This is a genomic window from Novacetimonas pomaceti, from assembly GCF_003207955.1.
GTDB lineage: Bacteria > Pseudomonadota > Alphaproteobacteria > Acetobacterales > Acetobacteraceae > Novacetimonas > Novacetimonas pomaceti.
Genome location: NZ_NOXG01000002.1, coordinates 20,810 through 37,183 on the forward strand (window position 1 = coordinate 20,810; position 16,374 = coordinate 37,183).

15 protein-coding genes are annotated in these 16,374 nt (G+C 64.5%); 8 read left to right on the plus strand and 7 right to left on the minus strand.

The genetic code is table 11. The annotated features are described in order from the left end of the window. Nucleotides 1-11 precede the first annotated feature (11 nt). Nucleotides 12-1,022 carry a FecCD family ABC transporter permease gene (locus CFR71_RS02495; RefSeq protein WP_110526697.1) on the plus strand — a complete coding sequence of 337 codons (1,011 nt, stop codon included), beginning with the start codon at nt 12-14 and terminating at the stop codon, nt 1,020-1,022. 17 nt (nt 1,023-1,039) lie between these two features. Then, complete coding sequence (locus CFR71_RS02500) at nt 1,040-1,786, plus strand: ABC transporter ATP-binding protein (RefSeq protein WP_110527442.1); 747 nt, start codon at nt 1,040-1,042, stop codon at nt 1,784-1,786. A gap of 165 nt (nt 1,787-1,951) precedes the next feature. Here the strand turns inward: CFR71_RS02500 and CFR71_RS02505 are convergent, their stop codons facing one another. From CFR71_RS02505 to CFR71_RS02515, 3 genes are all read right to left on the minus strand, one after another. Further along, nucleotides 1,952-2,323: a hypothetical protein gene (locus CFR71_RS02505; RefSeq protein WP_239019210.1), complete on the minus strand. Its 372-nt coding sequence runs from the start codon at nt 2,321-2,323 to the stop codon at nt 1,952-1,954. A gap of 111 nt (nt 2,324-2,434) precedes the next feature. Then, nucleotides 2,435-4,306, minus strand: coding sequence for a hypothetical protein (locus CFR71_RS02510; protein ID WP_110526699.1), 1,872 nt, complete (start codon nt 4,304-4,306; stop codon nt 2,435-2,437). Nucleotides 4,307-4,455: 149 nt separating this feature from the next. Further along, nucleotides 4,456-5,103 (minus strand): class I SAM-dependent methyltransferase, encoded by a 648-nt coding sequence (locus CFR71_RS02515; RefSeq protein ID WP_110527448.1) that lies wholly within the window; start codon nt 5,101-5,103, stop codon nt 4,456-4,458. Nucleotides 5,104-5,245: 142 nt separating this feature from the next. On the opposite strand from CFR71_RS02515, the gene CFR71_RS02520 reads away from it, so the two are divergent. From CFR71_RS02520 to ftsY, 4 genes are all read left to right on the plus strand, one after another. Further along, nucleotides 5,246-5,647 (plus strand): VOC family protein, encoded by a 402-nt coding sequence (locus CFR71_RS02520; protein WP_110526701.1) that lies wholly within the window; start codon nt 5,246-5,248, stop codon nt 5,645-5,647. Nucleotides 5,648-5,724: 77 nt separating this feature from the next. Further along, entirely contained in the window at nt 5,725-6,549 is an 825-nt protein-coding gene (dapF, locus tag CFR71_RS02525; RefSeq protein ID WP_110526703.1) for a diaminopimelate epimerase, read from the plus strand. Beyond that, nucleotides 6,546-7,796, plus strand: coding sequence for a tRNA (N(6)-L-threonylcarbamoyladenosine(37)-C(2))-methylthiotransferase MtaB (gene mtaB / locus CFR71_RS02530; protein WP_110526705.1), 1,251 nt, complete (start codon nt 6,546-6,548; stop codon nt 7,794-7,796). The genes dapF and mtaB overlap by 4 nt, the downstream gene beginning before the upstream one ends. Before the next feature lies 1 nt (nt 7,797). Further along, on the plus strand, nt 7,798-8,790 hold the full coding sequence (gene ftsY / locus CFR71_RS02535; RefSeq protein WP_110526707.1) for a signal recognition particle-docking protein FtsY: 993 nt from the start codon (nt 7,798-7,800) through the stop codon (nt 8,788-8,790). A 238-nt stretch (nt 8,791-9,028) separates the two neighbouring features. Here the strand turns inward: ftsY and CFR71_RS02540 are convergent, their stop codons facing one another. From CFR71_RS02540 to CFR71_RS02550, 3 genes are read right to left on the minus strand one after another with little or no spacing between them, the layout of a single operon-like run. Then, nucleotides 9,029-10,252, minus strand: coding sequence for a phosphoglycerate kinase (locus CFR71_RS02540; RefSeq protein ID WP_110526709.1), 1,224 nt, complete (start codon nt 10,250-10,252; stop codon nt 9,029-9,031). Next, the gene (gene gap, locus CFR71_RS02545; RefSeq protein WP_110526711.1) at nt 10,252-11,274 is read right to left on the minus strand and encodes a type I glyceraldehyde-3-phosphate dehydrogenase; all 1,023 of its coding nucleotides are present in this window, start codon (nt 11,272-11,274) and stop codon (nt 10,252-10,254) included. The genes CFR71_RS02540 and gap overlap by 1 nt, the downstream gene beginning before the upstream one ends. A gap of 19 nt (nt 11,275-11,293) precedes the next feature. Then, nucleotides 11,294-13,402, minus strand: a complete 2,109-nt coding sequence (locus CFR71_RS02550) for a transketolase-like TK C-terminal-containing protein (RefSeq protein ID WP_408891574.1) — start codon at nt 13,400-13,402, stop codon at nt 11,294-11,296. Nucleotides 13,403-13,583: 181 nt separating this feature from the next. Between CFR71_RS02550 and CFR71_RS02555 the strand changes: the two genes are divergently transcribed. Both CFR71_RS02555 and hemA read left to right on the plus strand, forming a co-directional pair. Continuing rightward, nucleotides 13,584-14,102, plus strand: a complete 519-nt coding sequence (locus tag CFR71_RS02555; protein ID WP_133250246.1) for a hypothetical protein — start codon at nt 13,584-13,586, stop codon at nt 14,100-14,102. A 246-nt stretch (nt 14,103-14,348) separates the two neighbouring features. Then, a complete protein-coding gene (gene hemA, locus CFR71_RS02560) occupies nt 14,349-15,644 on the plus strand; it encodes a 5-aminolevulinate synthase (RefSeq protein ID WP_110526715.1) in 1,296 nt (431 codons plus the stop codon). 181 nt (nt 15,645-15,825) lie between these two features. Here the strand turns inward: hemA and CFR71_RS02565 are convergent, their stop codons facing one another. Continuing rightward, a complete protein-coding gene (locus tag CFR71_RS02565) occupies nt 15,826-16,371 on the minus strand; it encodes a GNAT family N-acetyltransferase (RefSeq protein ID WP_110526717.1) in 546 nt (181 codons plus the stop codon). Between the last annotated feature and the right edge of the window lie 3 nt (nt 16,372-16,374).

The following is a 16,374-nucleotide window of genomic DNA, read 5'->3' on the forward strand; positions in this document are numbered from 1 at the left end:
GCCGTCACGCGATGGAACGCCATGCCGGGTGGCTGGTGTCGGGTGGTCTTGTGCTGTGTATCGTGGTTTCGGCCTGTCTGGGACGCTATGCCATCGCGCCGGGTGTCATTCTCCGCTTCATTGTGACGGCCATGGGGGGGCATGCCCTGTCCCCCGCCCAATATGAGATGGTGCATGCCGTCCTGACGGGCGCGCGCCTGCCGCGTATCGGGGCGGCGGTCTGCGTTGGCGCGGCGCTGTCGGTATCGGGCGCGACGTATCAGGCGGTGTTTCGCAACCCCCTTGTCTCGCCCGGGTTGCTGGGCGTGCTGGCGGGGGCCGGGTTTGGCGCGGCACTGGGCATTATTACCAATATGGGGACACTGGGCGTGCAGGCCCTGTCGTTTACGGGCGGTATCATGGCCGTGCTGTTCGGCGTGGGGGTCGCGCGCATGTTCGATGCCGCCTCGGTCCTGATGCTGGTCTTCGGGGGGCTGATAAGCTCGGCACTGTTCACCGCGCTGATGTCCATGCTGAAATATGTCGCCGATCCGCAGCAGCAGTTGCCCGATATCGTTTTCTGGCTTCTGGGCAGCCTGACGCAGGTTGATGTCCTGCGGCTGGAAATCATGGCCGGGCCGGTGCTGGTGGGGATTGTCGCGCTGTCGGCGTGCGGGCGGATGCTTGACGCGCTGGCGATGGGCGATGACGAGGCACGGACGCTTGGGGTGCCGGTCGTGGCGTTGCGCTATGGCACGATCGGCATTGCCACCGGCCTTTCGGCGCTGACGGTGTCGGCGGTGGGCATGATCGGCTGGATCGGCCTGATCATCCCGCATGTCGCCCGCCTGCTGGCGGGACCGTACAATGCCCGCGTCGTGCCGCTGAGTGCCGGGCTGGGGGCGATGTTCCTGCTGGTCTGCGATGATCTGGCGCGCTGCCTGTCGGTGGAGGAGATCCCTGTCGGACTGCTGACGGACCTGCTGGGGGTGGTGATCTTCATCTCGGTCCTGCGCCTGCTGCGGCGGGGGTGGCGGCTGTGACGCAGGCGGTTCTGGGCATGCACCATGTCAGCCTGCGCCGGCAGGGCAGGCATGTGCTTGATGATGTCTCGCTGGAGATAGGTGCCGGGCGGATGACGGGCCTGCTGGGTCCCAATGGCGCGGGGAAAAGCACGCTGCTGCGCCTGTTGCTGGGGCTGCTGCGGCCCGATACGGGACGGGTCGTGCTGGACGGACGGGACCTGTCCACCTGCGCGCGGCGTGAGATCGCGCGGCGCATCGCCTATGTCCCGCAGGGGCACATGTCCCTGTTTCCCTATGTCGTGCGTGACGTGGTGGCGCTGGGGCGGGTGTCGTACTCGCCTTTTGCGCGGCATGTCGGGCGGGAGGACATGGCCATCGTGGCGGAAGCGCTGGGGCGGCTGTCGATTTCCCATCTGGCGGAGCGTCCCTATACCGACCTGTCCGGTGGGGAACGCCAGGCCGTGCTGATCGCCCGCGCGCTGGCGCAGGGCGGGCGGATACTGGTCCTGGACGAACCGGAAACCGGACTGGATTATGGCCAGAAGCAGCGGCTGTATGGCCTGTTGCGGGAACTTGCGACCGACGGGTATGCCATCATGGCGACAACGCATGATCCGCTGCGTGCCGCGGTGGCGTTCGACCATGCGGTACTGCTGCGCCATGGCCGCGTGATGGACAGCGGGCCGGCTGCACGGGTCCTCGATGAGACAGGCATCGCGCGGCTGTATGCACGCGACACCGAACCGGCCCCTGCCGGGACCACGGACGTTTCAACAGGGTAGGGGGCTGGAAGCCGTTCGCACGGGAGAGCCCCGATAATACCCTGAAGTCATAAGAGTTTCTGGTGAAGCTTTTTGCAAGAAGCTTCAAAGGACGTCGCCTTTTTGGACAAAAGGCGACACCCAGAAACTTTTGTTTTTACCAACAGGTTATTTTCAGCCAGTCTTTCAGCGGGCGCTTGAAGGCGGAACGTTATCGACGCGTACCGCCTTGCCCGTCCGGTCGTAATACACGATCGCCCCGCCATGCCGTTCGGCATAGCCGTCGGGTTCGCCATGCTGCGTCCAGAACAGCAGCCTGTTGACGTCTGGCTGTTCCTTGATCTTGTCGCCGGGGGGAATGAAACGGAACTGGCCGTAATCCATGTGCAGACGGGCCGCGGGGGGATGACGCGCAAGCTCGTGCAGGGACTGGTGACGCTTGAACGCCGCTTCGTCCTGATCTTCCTGCGCCATGGCGGGGGGGCACGACAGGATGGCCGGCACCATTCCCATTCCAAGGCTTCCGGCGATCAACCAGTGTCGCAGCTTTACCGACATGAGTGTTCCGACCTTTCGCCTCATCCAGACAGGAAAAGGCAACATCCCCTTTTTTCCTGTCTGGCGCAAGGCGTCGCCCGTCCTATCTGCCCCGGCGATGGCGCAGGGCGATTACTGGAACGGCAGGTAGCGGAAATCAAAGAAGATTTCGCTCAGGCTTGTGGTGGGGGATCCGCCAATCGCCCCCCATGTATGCACCCGCGAATAAGCCAGCTGCGTGCCCGCCTGTACCGTGCCGTACTTGCCCTTGATGAAGCGGTACCAGGCGCCGATCGTGAATTCCTCCACCGACTTGATGCTGGCGGTACAGGCGGCGGATGACGTTTCGCTCCAGCAGCCGGTATTCTCGGACATCGGGTTGCCATAGCCATAGGCCGAGCCATCGGCATCGAAATAGTTGCGGCCCGAACGCTGCATGCCGAAATAACCATAGACGTCAAACAGCTTGTTCGGATGGGCGATCACTCCCGCCGTGGCCTGCGCGCTGCTCAGCAGGCCGGGCGCGCCATTTTCCTTCAGCGTCGTGTCCGGCAGCAGGACCGAGCCATAGCGGCCGATACCCTTTCCCGCCAGCCCGGCAAGGCGTATTTCCAGACGATGCGGAATGACCGGCAGGATCATGGACCCGCCACCGCCCCATGCCACGGCGGTATGGTTTTCGCCCACGCCATCGACGACCGAACGGGTATGCGGGAAATGGACGATGCCTTCCATTTCATAATGGCCCCATGACGGGTCCCAGGCCACCTTGGCGATGACATCGGGGGCGATTTCGTTGGAATAGTTGGTGGTCGACCCGGTCAGGCCCACGCCGTTCGATCCCACCTTGGCGTAATTGCCATTGCCGGGCAGGGCGTATTCGCCATTGTCGCTGCCGTTATAGGCGCCAAAGCCGGTGGTGTCGTAAATCGTGGCCGGATTTTCAATCGACAGGCCCGTCCACAGGCGATGCTCGAGGAAGTCCTTGACCATGCGGACCTGCCACTGCCGCGTCCATGTCTGCCCCGCGAGGATGGAGGATTCGATCGTTTCCGGCAGGCTTTCCTGACGCGGGATGATGCCGACACGATCTGGGGTCAGCATCGTCCATGCCTGCCCGATCAGGAAATGCACGTTGCGTTTTGCGTCATCGAGCGTCAGGTAAGCCTGCCGCAGGCGCGGGACGTAGGAATTGCTTTCATACGGATTGGTCGTTTCCGCGCTGGCGCCGAAATCGCTTTCGACAAATCCCGCGACGGTCGTATGCGCGTTCAGCGGCGCGCGCGCCATCAGGGAGAAGCGGGTATAACGCGCATCGCCGGTAAAATTATCCGTGTGGAAATTGGGGCTGTTGTGGAAGGGGATGTTTGCCCACGAATTGAAGATGCCCGAGGCCACATGGCGGTTTTCCTCCACCGCGGCGGCATCGAAGAAGCCGCCAAGGATGATGGAGACCGAACCGGCATGGAAAACCTTGCTGCCCAGCGCGCCTGCCGACTGCGCGCCCACGGTTTCGCGGGTGTGCGGGCCGACATTGTTGTTTGCCATGTGCGAAATCAGGTCCTCGTCACGGTGGGCGACGACGGATTCAAATGTCGGCGTGTCGATGAACGACCCGTTGGGATTGTCGGAATGGCCACCGATGCGGGGATTGCCCATCGATGCGGGCATGCGTTCGCCCATGGCGGTCTGCTGTCCTTCCTGCGGGGTCCAGCCGCCCCGCACGTGGCCCGCGCTGCCGGATACCTGCAATGAATGGCCACCCGTGCCGGTGGAGCCGCCCAGATGCGCCCGGTGCTGGGCGATCTGCTTGCGCATGGTCATCAGGTCGCGCTGCAGTTCCATCTGCTGCTGCTGCAGGCGTTCCATCTGGCGCTCCATGATATCGAGCGATTCCGGATCATCTTCCGCCCGGCTGGCCGAGACAGGCACGATGAAAGAGCACAGCAGCAGCGCGCCTGACAGGCAGAGCCAGCCAGCGGGACGGGAAGAAAATTTCCGCATATATTACCAGTGGGCCTCGGACTACGGGTCAAGACTATTGTGTGTCAAAACATTTCCCGACACAGGCGTAAATGATAATTTCTTTTAAGAAGAATGTTTTTACACTTTGTAATATATGACAGCCGGAATGGCTGCGGACCAGCCTGTATTTATACTATGTCGCCCTCCCGCCGGGCCGTAACGCCATAGATCGTGTCGTGCCAGACGGCATCGTTGGGCGGGGGCGCCACGCTGCCGGTATCGGTATGTTCAAAACCCCCGCGCTGCATCAGGATGCGGACAAGGCGCTGGCGGTCGTCTGTCTCAAGTGCCTGCCACAATGCGACGGCTTTTTGGGCGACAAAACCGTTACCGTATGTGACAAGCACCAGGCCACCGGGTTGCAGGACCCGTGCGGTTTCGCGAAAAAGCGGCACCGGCTGGCGCAGATAGGGTACGACATCGCACAGGCACACGGCGTCAAGGGATTCATCGGCCAGCGGCAGTTCGGGCGTTTCGTTCAGGTCCTGGACGATCCGCTGGGTGAGGCGCCCGTTCGCCTCCAGCGCCGGGGCTTCGACCCCGATGCCGATGACCTCGTCAAAGGGGACATCCGCTGGCAGGTGGCTGTCGCTTCCGGCCATCAGGTCCAGTATCCGCCCCCCTTCGGGCAGCATGGTGCGATACAGCGCGGTGACAGCCGTGCACGCGCCCGCGTCAAGCATCGGTCCGGACGGACGGGTGGACCAGAAGGCGGTATCGGATTCGGATGACGCGCAGACGAAGGCACCAGGGTGAAAGCCGTGCAGATCGTTCATGAATGTGCCACATGCGACGGGTGGGACGAAACGGCCGGTCGCCTGCACGTTCCGTCGTGCGTGAAAGGACGCCACGGCGTGTTGGCAACGCCGCCAGTGGCAGCCATTTACGACAGATTGCCAGAAAGGAGAAATCACAGGCATGGCGAGAATGATCCATTCCATGATCCGCGTGCGCGACGCCCGCGCCAGCGAGGCGTTCTATAGGCGTGCCTTTGGGCTTGAACCGGTGGACCGGCTTGTGTTCGACACGTTCACGCTTATCTATCTTGCGAATGACGAGCAGACGTTCGAACTGGAACTGACGGTCAATCATGATCGCGACCGTCCCTATGACCTGGGTGACGGCTATGGGCACCTGGCGGTGTCGGTTGCCGACGTGGATGCCGAACATGCCCGGCTGGAGCAGGCGGGCCTGTCGCCGCTGCCGATCAGGGACATGTATTGCGGGGAACGCTTTGTCGGGCGGTTTTTCTTCATCACCGATCCCGATGGTTACCGTATCGAGGTGCTGCAGCGTGGCGCGCCGGGGCGTTTTCTGTAAAAAACGCGTCGGCGGGAAGCAGCGGAGTGCGCGATCATGTTCGCGCCGGGGCGTGATGTGCCGTATATAGGGCGGAAATGGACACCAGCTTTTACAAGATGCATGGCCTTGGGAACGATTTCGTCGTCATGGACGAACGTCGTGGCCGCCTGGACCTGACGCCCGCGCGCATCGCCGCGCTTTCGGACCGGTTCAGGGGGATCGGGTGCGACCAGTTCGTACTCCTGCGTCCCGCCTGCCGCGAGGGGGCGGACGTGTTCGTGCGCTTTTTCAATGCTGATGGCAGCGAATCGGGCGCGTGCGGCAATGCCTCGCGCTGTGTCGCCGCCCTGGTCGGGCGTGAGGAGGGGATCGCGGCCCCGGTCCTGCAGACGCGCGCGGGCCTGCTGGGAACCGAAATCGGGGATGACGGCATGATAACCGTCGACATGGGGGCACCCGCGCTGGGATGGCGCGATATTCCCCTGTCGCATGAGGTCGATACCCTGCGCCTGCCACTGTGGGGCGAGCCGGCGGCGGCGTCGATGGGCAACCCGCATGCCACCGTATTCCTGCTCCCTGACGACATGACGGACCCGCGCGAGCGAGGGCCGCTGCTGGAACATGACCCGCTGTTTCCCGAACGCGCCAATATCGGCTTTGCGCAGGTGCGCTCCGCGCGGGAAATGCGGCTGCGGGTGTGGGAACGCGGCGCGGGGCTGACGCTGGCCTGCGGTTCCGGGGCCTGCGCCGCGGTGGTCAATGGCGTCAGGCGCGGACTGCTTGATCGGACATGCCGGGTGGAGATGGATGGCGGCGCGCTGTCGGTCACATGGCGCGAAACCGACGGACATGTGCTGATGAGCGGCCCCGCCGTGCAGAGTTTCAGGGGTCTTGTGGCGCTGGATACCTATCCCCGATGAAAAAGCCTGAAATCCTGACCTTCGGCTGCCGGCTCAACACCTACGAAAGCGAGGTGATGCGTAACCATGCGGCCGGCCTGGACAATGTGGTCATCATCAACACCTGCGCCGTCACGGCCGAGGCCGAGCGTCAGGCACGCCAGGCGGTGCGCCGCGCCCATCGCGACCGGCCCGATGCGCGGATCGTGGTGACGGGCTGTGCCGCGCAGATCGACCCCGAACGCTGGGCCGCGCTTCCCGGCGTGACGCGCGTCCTTGGCAACCGGGAAAAGCTGGCGGCGGAAAGCTGGAGCGAGACCGCCCTGTCGCAGGGTAACGCCGTTTCCGACATCATGGCCGCGCGGGAAAGCGCGCCGCATCTGGTGACCGAATTCGCCGGGCGCACCCGCGCCTTTGTCGAGGTGCAGCAGGGATGCGACCATCGCTGCACCTTCTGCATCATTCCCTTCGGACGCGGGCCGTCGCGCTCTGTCCCCGTGGGCGTCGTGGTGGAACAGGTGCGCGCGCTGGTGGCATCGGGCTACCGCGAGGTGGTGATGACGGGCGTGGACATCACTTCGTGGGGGGGGGACCTGCCGGGGAAGCCTTCGCTGGGACAGCTGTGCCGCAGGCTGCTGGCGCTGGTGCCGGAACTCGAACGCCTGCGGCTGTCGTCGGTCGATCCGGTGGAAATAGACGAGGATCTGTGGCAACTGTTGGCGCATGAGGCACGTTTCATGCCCTATCTGCACCTGTCGCTGCAGGCGGGATCCGACATGATCCTCAAGCGCATGAAGCGGCGGCACCTGACGGCGGACGTGGCGGCCGTGATCGCCCGGGCACGCGGCCTGCGTCCCGAAATCGGCATCGGCGCGGACGTGATCGCCGGCTTTCCGACGGAGGACGAGGCCCTGTTCAACGAAACGCTCGATTTCATTGAACGTCAGGGCCTGCCTTACCTGCATGTCTTTCCCTACAGCGAACGTCCCGGCACGCCGGCGGCGCGGATGCCCGCCATTCCCATGGCGCAGCGTCGCGAACGTGCCGCACGGCTGCGGGCTGCGGGGGCGCAGGCGGCGCGTGCCTATCACGCGGGCCTTCTGGGGCGGCCCCTGCGGGTGTTGATGGAAACACGGACCAGCGGGCATTCCGAGGAATTCGCCCCCGTGCGACTGGCCGATGGCGTCGCGCCGTCGGAGGCGGGACGGATCGAGACGGTGCGGCCCGTGGCTTTTGACGATAACGGACTGGTGGCGGAATTACCCTGATATGGCTCTTGGTTTCTTTTCACGACTCAAGGCGGGGCTTTCGCGCTCCACCCAGAAACTCAGCGGCGGGCTGAGCGCGGTCTTCACGCGGCGCAAGCTTGACGACCAGGCGCTGGAGGATCTGGAGGATTTGCTGATTTCCGCCGACCTGGGACCGAATGTCGCGGCGAAGGTCATCGATTCCTTCCGCACCTCCAAATTCGGCAAGGAAGTCACGGACGAGGAAGTGCGTGCCGCGCTGGCGGAAGAAATCGCGAAGATCCTTGAACCCGTCGCCATTCCGTTCGAACCCGACCCCGCGCACAAGCCGCATGTCGTGCTGGTGGTGGGCGTCAACGGCACGGGCAAGACCACGACCATTGGCAAGATGGCCCGTTATTACGGCGAACAGGGCAAGAAGGTCATGATGGTCGCGGGCGATACGTTCCGCGCCGCCGCCGTGGAGCAGCTTCAGGTCTGGGGCGAACGCGTCGGCGCGCCGGTCATCGCCGGCCCCCCCAATGCCGATGCCGCCGGCCTTGCGTTCGAGGCGCTGAAGCGTGGGAAGGCGGAAGGGGCGGACCTGCTTCTGGTCGATACCGCGGGGCGCCTGCACAACAAGGGCGCGCTGATGGAGGAGCTGGCGAAAATCATCCGCGTGATGCGCAAGTTCGATGAAACCGCGCCCCATTCCGTCCTGCTCGTGCTGGATGCCACCACCGGCCAGAACGCGATGGAGCAGGTGCGCGTGTTCAAGGAACTGGTGAATGTCACGGGACTGGTGGTGACGAAGCTCGACGGTTCGGCGCGTGGCGGCATTGTCGTGGCGCTGGCCGATGCGTTCGGCCTGCCGGTTCACATGGTGGGCGTTGGCGAACAGGCTGAGGATCTGCGCCCCTTCTCCGCGCAGGCGTTCGCGCAGGGACTGGTGGGCGACGACATCAAGGTCATCGACCGTGAAGTCCCGGCGGAAGACGCGGAAAAGGAAGAAGAGGCTCCCCCTTCTGCGGAATGACCTGCCCCGGATAATATACTGAAAATAAAAAGAAGTTTTTGGTGAAGCTTTTTTCAAAAAGCTTCGGGAAACGCTGCCTTTTTAGATAAAAGGCGGCCCCCCAAAAACTTTTATCCGCATGAAAATGGCCGCCGGATCCTGCTGATTTTTGTGTCTTTTGCGGCGGACAGGCACAAAAAGGGGACCATCCCGTCAAGGATGATCCCCCGCGCCCATACGGGCAGTGACAGATTGCCGATCAGATCGGCAATGCGCGCTCGAACACGGATTCCAGCGCCATGATGCCCGGCAGGGTCTTGCCCTCCAGCCATTCAAGGAAGGCGCCACCGGCGGTCGAGATATAGGAAATCTCCTTCGTCACGCCGGCATGCCGCAGTGCGGATACCGTATCGCCGCCGCCTGCGATGCTTTTCAGCCTGCCTTCCTGCGTCAGGCGGCCGACCTCCTGCGCCACGGCGTTCGTGCCCGCGTCGAACGGCGCGATTTCGAACGCGCCCAGCGGACCGTTCCACACCAGCGTCTTCAGCGTCGCGATGCGCGCGCACAGGTCACGCACGCTCTGCGGACCAATATCAAGGATCATCGCGTCATCCGGGATGGCGTCGATGGCGACAACGCGCGTGGGCACGTTGGCCTTGAATTCGGTCGCGGTGACCGCATCGACCGGCAGCACGACCTCGCACCCCTTTTCTTTGGCCTTCGCCAGGATGGCGCGCGCGGTGTCATGCATTTCCCCTTCCTGCAGGGAACGCCCGACTTTCACGCCCTGCGCCGCAAGGAACGTGTTGGCCATCGCGCCGCCAATGATCAGCACCTGCACCTTTTCCAGCAGGTTGCCGATCAGGTCCAGCTTGGTGGAAATCTTGGCCCCGCCAATGATCGCGCCCACCGGGCGTTCGGGATTTTCCAGCGCGATGTTCAGCGCATTCAGCTCCGTCTCCATCAGGCGTCCGGCAAAGGACGGCAGGTGGCGCGCCACGCCCTCGGTGGAGGCATGGGCGCGGTGGGCCGCGGAAAAGGCATCATTGACGTAGAAATCCGCCAGTGACGCCAGCGATTTCGCCAGTTCGGGATCGTTGGCTTCCTCCCCGGGGTGGAAACGGGTGTTTTCCAGCACCACGACATCCCCGTCCTGCATGGCGTCCACCGCCTGCTGCGCGACGGGGCCGACGCAGTCCTCGGCAAAGGTCACGGGACGGCCCAGCGCGTCGCCAAGCGCATCGGCAATCGGGGCGAGCGACATTTCCGGCACGCGCTGGCCCTTGGGACGGTCGAAATGGCTGACCACGATGACGCGTGCGCCCTTCTGCGCCAGTTCCTGTATGGTCGGCAACAGGCGCAGCAGGCGGGTGGCATCGGTAATCTGCCCACCCTGTACCGGAACGTTCAGGTCCGCGCGCAGAAGAACCTTCTTGCCTGCGGGCTGAAGCTGATCCAGCGTCTTGAAAGCAACGGTAGCCATTACAGGGACCCGAACAGCGCGGCAGTGTCGGACATGCGGTTGGAAAAGCCCCATTCGTTGTCATACCAGCTGCAGATGCGCACCAGCTTCCCGCCGTCGATCACCGCCGTCTGCGTCGCGTCAAAGGTGGAGGAGGCAACCGAATGGTTGAAATCCGAACTCACCAGCGGGGCGGTGTTGTAGTCAAGGATCCCCTTGAGCGGCCCTTCGGCGGCGGCCTTGCGCATGGCCTCGTTCACCTCCTCGACGGAGGAGGGCGCGCGCGTCGGCACGAAGTCGAGCGAGACGAGCGAGACGTTGGGCGTCGGCACGCGGATCGCCGTCCCGTCGAGGCGTCCCTTCAGGTGCGGCAGGACCAGCCCGACGGCGCGCGCCGCCCCGGTGGAGGTCGGGATCATGTTCAGCGCCGCGCCACGCGCCCGGCGCGGGTCCTTGTGCAGCGTATCGACCGTGCGCTGGTCGCCGGTATAGGAATGGATCGTGACCATGTAGCCGCATTCGATGCCGAATGCGTCGTCCAGCACCTTTGCCACCGGGGCAAGGCAGTTGGTCGTGCATGATGCGTTGGAAATGACCGTCATGTCGGACGTCAGCACGTCCTGGTTGACGCCATAGACGATCGTCGCGTCCACGCCCGACGCGGGGGCGGAGACGATGACCTTGCGCGCGCCAGCCCGGATCAGCTGCGAGGCATTTTCCTTGTCGGTGAAGCGGCCGGTGCATTCCATGGCCACGTCCACGCCCTTAAAGGGTACCTTCGTCGGGTCCGCCTCGGCCGAGACATGGATCGGGTCATAGGTGCGGCCGTTGGCCCTGATGATGATGCTGCTGCCTTCGACGCGGACTTCGGCCGGGAAGCGGCCATGCACGCTGTCATAGGACAGGAGGTGGGCGTTCGCCTCGACACTGCCGAGGTCGTTGATGGCGACAGGGACGACATCCGTGCGTCCGCTTTCGATAATTCCGCGCAGGACGAGGCGACCTATGCGACCGAAACCGTTGATCGCGACTTTGACAGCCATTTCTTATTCTCCGTTAAGGTCAGTTCTGTAATGCAGCGTTTCGTATGGACGCGCCCGAAAAAGGAAGATCCCCGTCATGCGGCCGATGGCGTTGGCCATGGGCCTGGGTGCTGTTGTCGGCGGCATGGACCAGCTCCATTGCCCTGGCGACGATATGTTCGGGCTGGATGGCGCCGCTGCGGCCCTGCTGTCCATCAGCGGGTGCATCCCTGCCAAAACCGTCGATCCCGATGAATGCCCCTTCCTGTCCCAGCCAGCGTTCCCATCCAAAACCGGACGCGGCTTCCACGCCGATCCGGGGTGCCGTTCCCAGCACCCTTTCACGATAGGATATTTTTTGCGCCGCGAACAGTTCCCAGCATGGCAGGGACACCAGCGCCGCACCAATCCCGCGTTCGCGCAGCATCAGCTGCGCCGTGCGCGCGGTCGCCAGTTCCTGCCCCGTGGCGATCAGCGTCACCTGTCGCGCCGATGGGGACTCGGCCACCACATAGCCGCCGCGTGCGCACTGGTTCGTCAGCGCCGGGGCCTCGGGCATGGTTGCATCACTTGCGACGTCAACGGCAGGAATGAACGGATACAGCGTCAGCAGGCTGGGCCCGTCTGTCCGATCAAGGGCCAGTTCCATGCATTCCATGGTTTCGCGCCGCGTGGCCGGGCGGAAAACCGCGACATTGGGCATGGCGCGCAGGCTGGCGAGCTGTTCCACCGGCAACCATGCGGGGCCGTCCTCTTCAGGTGACAGGCCTCCGTCGGTCAGGAAATAGATCACCTGCCGTTTCATCATGGCGGCAAAGCGCAGGGCGGGACGCATGCGGTCCACCGCCACGAAGGTCGCCGTCCCGCACGGCAGGAACCCGCCATGCATCGCGATCCCGTTCAGCAGCGCCGCCATGCCATGCACCTGGGTGTCGCATCGCGTCGGCAGGGCGGTCGGCCCATGCGCGACGTTGCCACCGGACGCAAGCCCGAGGCGCGAGCGCAGGCACAGCACTTCGGGCAGGAGTTCGCGCAGGATATCCAGCCCCCGCCGGGCATAGCTGGTGGTCGGCAGGGCGGGATGGGACGCATGGTGCCGCCCGGCCCCCTGCCATGACCTGCGCCAGTCCGTATGCCACAGGGCGGGACGCTGCCCTGAAATGATGCGCTCGAAATCGATGCGCTGGCGGTCCTTGCCCAGCCGCCGCAGCCATGACCGCCGGGCCGTCGCCCCGCGTCGCGCGGCCGAGGCCCACAGCCCGGGGTCATCCACGAACGGTTCGGCCGTTTCGGCCACGGGCGGGGGCGACAGGCAGGCGATCAGGCAGGGACGGTGCGTGCGGATGGATGCCGCAAGCGCCGTCGCGATCTGGTCGGGCTGGTCCGCCGCCACCTTGCGCACCGACCATCCCGACGCGGCATAGCGGGGGAGTGCTGCCTCCGCCTGCACGCGTTCATGTTCCGACAGCCCCACCAGGACGGTAATGCGTTCCAGCCCCATCTGTCCCGCAAGGGCCGCCGCCTCCAGCGCCACGCCGGTAGACAGTTCGGACCAGCAGCTGATGGCCCATATGCGGTGGTTGACCAGCGTGCGCCCGAAACGCGCGGCCATGTGCTGTTCCGCCATGGCCATGCCGATGGCCGCGCCCAGGCCCTGCCCGCTGGGGCCGAAGCCCATGGTCGTCGCCGGGTGGGGGACATCATTCCCACCCGTGGGTGCCGCCTGTCCCGACAGGCAGACGAGCGCGTTGACGAGGGTGCGGTACCGCACCGAGGACACCACGAAACGGTCGCGGTCGAACCATGACGGGGCGACGGGATCGAACCTCAGGTACCGGCTCCACAGCACGGCGCAGGCCGCCGCCATCGCGCAGGCATGGATGACGTGGTGGCTGTCGGGTTCGTGCGTGCGGATGAACTGCCGGATGGCGGCGGCAAGGCGGCCTGTCTGGTCCATTGGCGCGCGGGCCATGGGGGTGCCGGGATCGGGGGAAACGGGACCGGGGGCGGTGGGGCCGGTATGCTCAGGTCGGGTATTGCTGGGCTGTTCCATGCCGTATGGCCTGATCCACCTGTGGGGTTCATGAAGGAAAGCGAACGTGCCGGTGGCGGACAGGATGTGTCGTGCCGCGCCAGTCATGTCGGGCATCGCGTGATCCCTCAACGACTACAGGATGATGCTTCCTGATCGCAAGTCCCCATGCATGGGGCGAGGCCCGTCGCCGGTCACAGGCGTTTGATCGTTTCGCATGCCGGTGGATGGCGCGCCACCCCGGTCGCGTCGCGAGGCCCGCGCGAAGGCGGCTGCGGGCCGGAAGGATGGAAATATCGTGTCCGCCCCTTGCCCCGTATCGTGGATGCTGTATCGCTTTGCGATCATGCCTGCATCACGCCGCTTCGCGCCGCCTGCCGTCCGTGTCGCCCTTGCCGCCAGCCTGTCATGGCTGCCGGCATGCACGCTGGTGGGGCAAAAGACGTTCAACCCCCATGCGGGGGACCCGCCGCGCGTGGTGATCCCGCCGCCGCCGCCCACGCAGGTGCGCCATGTCCCGCCCCTGATTGAAATCATGGCCGGAACACCGGTGGCGCAATGGCAGGCCGACCTGAAAAAGGGTGTCGCGGACGCGCTGGCGCGCAAGCCCAATGTGCTGTTCACCGTCGTCAGCGTCATTCCCGACGCCGGTACGGCCGATGAACAGGCCGCCCTGCTGTCGCATGTCGTCGCGACAGACGCGCAGTCCGTCGCGGCGGAGATTGTCCAGGACGGGGCGGACCCGGCCCAGATGGAGATGACGGCCACGACGGATCGCGCCGCCAGCGCGCCGGTCATCCGCATCTATGTCCGCTAGCGGCGCGCCAAAAGTGGAGATTTTTTAAATTTCACGACAGCCCAGCCATGGTGACCCGGCGGCCGAAGGCATATAATACTGGGTGGATATGAAGTAATCCGGCCCGTGGGGCGCGACATAGCCGTTCCATGCCGTGGAAGATCGCACGGTGAAACCCGTCGCCGATGACATGCGGGGGCATTTGCCCCCGGGTGAAATGACGGTTGGTCGTGGGCATGGAACGAGTTCGCATGGAAAGGAAGATCAGTGTCCAGTAATCATTCGGACGGCCATCCATTCTACAGGTTCTGCCGCACGGCACTGGCGGATATCCGGACGCAGGGTCGTTATCGCCAGTTCACGCCGCTGGCGCGCGAGGCGGATCGCTATCCCGTCTATGAACAGGAAGAGGCCCCCGCGACGCCAGCCACCCCCGCGTGCGACCATGACCGCGAGGTCGTGGTCTGGTCGGCGAATGATTACCTGGGCATGGGCGTCGAACCCGTGGTGATGAACGCCGCGATCGCCGCGATCCGCGAACATGGCGCGGGTGCGGGGGGCACGCGCAACATCGCGGGGACCAGCCCGCTCCATACCGCGCTGGAACGCGAACTGGCGGACCTGCATGGCAAGGAGGGGGGGCTGCTGTTCGTTTCGGGCTATGTCTCCAACCAGGCCAGCCTGCAGACGATCCTGACGAGCATGCCGGGCTGGATCTGCTTTTCGGACCGGCTGAACCATGCATCCATGATCGCGGGGATCAAGGGCGCGCGTGGTTCCACCACGGTAATTTTCGAACATAACGACCTTGCCGACCTCGAGGCCAAGCTGGCGGCGGCCCCTGCCGACGCGCCCAAGCTGATCGCGTTCGAGAGCGTGTATTCCATGGACGGCGACATTTCCGATATCGCCGCGACCTGTGCGCTGGCCCGCAAGTACAACGCCATGACCTATTTGGACGAGGTGCATGCCGTCGGCCTGTACGGCGCGCAGGGTGGCGGGATTTCCGAACGTGATGGCGTGGCCGATCAGGTGGACATCATCGAGGGCACGCTGGCCAAGGGGTTTGGCGTCCATGGCGGTTATGTCACCGCGTCGAGCGAGATTATCGAATATCTGCGCCTGGCCGCGTCGGGCTTCATCTTCACCACCGCGCTGCCACCCGCCGTTGTCGCCGCCGCGCTGACCAGCGTGCGTCAGGTGCGCAAGGACGGATGGCGGCGCGACAGGATGTTCGAGCGCGTGAATGCCTTTCGCGCGCGTCTGCGCAAGGCCGGGGTGCCCTTTACCATGACACCCAGCCATATCGTCCCGATCCCGGTGGGCGATGCGCAGCGGTGCCGTGAACTCAGCGACCGTCTGCTCAATGAATACGGGCTGTATGCGACCCCGATCAATTATCCCACCGTGCCCCGCGGGACAGAGCGCCTGCGCCTGACGCCGGGGCCGTTCCATACCGATGCGATGATGGACCAGATGGTCGCCGCCCTGTCCACCCTGATGGGAATCCGCACGGCCGCCCCTGCGGTGGTGGGCGAAAAGGTGGTCGAACCTGCCCGTTGATCTGATGATCCACTGATCCGATGATTTACGGGCTGTTTTCAGAATGTCTGTCCTGAAAACAGCCCGTAAATCCTAAAGAAGTTTTTGGTGAAGCTTTTTTCAAAAAGCTTCGAAAGAACATCGCCTTTTTGAAAAAAGGCGACACCCGAAAACTTTCATTATTTTCTGCCGACCAATTCTTTCACGCGGTTTTTTCATGCCCCGCGCGCCACTGCATCGCGCAGCGTGATCCCGGCGGGAAGCCATGGGCTTCTTCCTCTGCCAGCATTCGCGCCAGTTCTGGCGGTGGCTGGTCCATGACCCCGAACCCCATCTTGCGATAGAATGGCGCGTTCCATGGAACGTCGCGAAACGTGGTCAGCGTCAGGCGTCCTGCCGCCTGTGGCGCATGGCGCACCCATTGCATGGCGGCATGCAGCAGCCCGCGCCCCAGCCCGTGTCCCTGCGCATCCTGACGGACGGAAAGCTCGATGATGTGCAGGCTGTCGCCGGTTGCGCGCGCGCTGAGGAAGCCTGCGATTCCACCCTTTGCGTCCACCCCGACCCAGCATGTGCCCTGCGCGATGCAGGCGGCGTGGGTTTCGATGTCGCATACATCGCCCGATGCCAGCCATGCCAGCGCGGGGATCGCGCCAAACAGGCGGGCGGCCGAGCGTTCCACGTCCGGCAGGGCCACGGCGTCGCCGGGGCGGGCCGGACGGATGGCAAAGGCCGCCGTTCCGGCCATGTC

Coding starts and splice junctions, on each gene's coding strand:
- CFR71_RS02515 (WP_110527448.1), bottom strand. CDS start 5,103: ATGAACGATCTGCACGGCTTTCACCCTGGTGCCTTCGTCTGCGCGTCA.
- CFR71_RS02520 (WP_110526701.1), top strand. CDS start 5,246: ATGGCGAGAATGATCCATTCCATGATCCGCGTGCGCGACGCCCGCGCC.
- ftsY (WP_110526707.1), top strand. CDS start 7,798: ATGGCTCTTGGTTTCTTTTCACGACTCAAGGCGGGGCTTTCGCGCTCC.
- CFR71_RS02550 (WP_408891574.1), bottom strand. CDS start 13,402: ATGCCCGACATGACTGGCGCGGCACGACACATCCTGTCCGCCACCGGC.
- dapF (WP_110526703.1), top strand. CDS start 5,725: ATGGACACCAGCTTTTACAAGATGCATGGCCTTGGGAACGATTTCGTC.
- CFR71_RS02540 (WP_110526709.1), bottom strand. CDS start 10,252: ATGGCTACCGTTGCTTTCAAGACGCTGGATCAGCTTCAGCCCGCAGGC.
- CFR71_RS02500 (WP_110527442.1), top strand. CDS start 1,040: ATGCACCATGTCAGCCTGCGCCGGCAGGGCAGGCATGTGCTTGATGAT.
- CFR71_RS02495 (WP_110526697.1), top strand. CDS start 12: ATGGAACGCCATGCCGGGTGGCTGGTGTCGGGTGGTCTTGTGCTGTGT.
- gap (WP_110526711.1), bottom strand. CDS start 11,274: ATGGCTGTCAAAGTCGCGATCAACGGTTTCGGTCGCATAGGTCGCCTC.
- CFR71_RS02510 (WP_110526699.1), bottom strand. CDS start 4,306: ATGCGGAAATTTTCTTCCCGTCCCGCTGGCTGGCTCTGCCTGTCAGGC.
- CFR71_RS02565 (WP_110526717.1), bottom strand. CDS start 16,371: ATGGCCGGAACGGCGGCCTTTGCCATCCGTCCGGCCCGCCCCGGCGAC.
- mtaB (WP_110526705.1), top strand. CDS start 6,546: ATGAAAAAGCCTGAAATCCTGACCTTCGGCTGCCGGCTCAACACCTAC.
- CFR71_RS02505 (WP_239019210.1), bottom strand. CDS start 2,323: ATGTCGGTAAAGCTGCGACACTGGTTGATCGCCGGAAGCCTTGGAATG.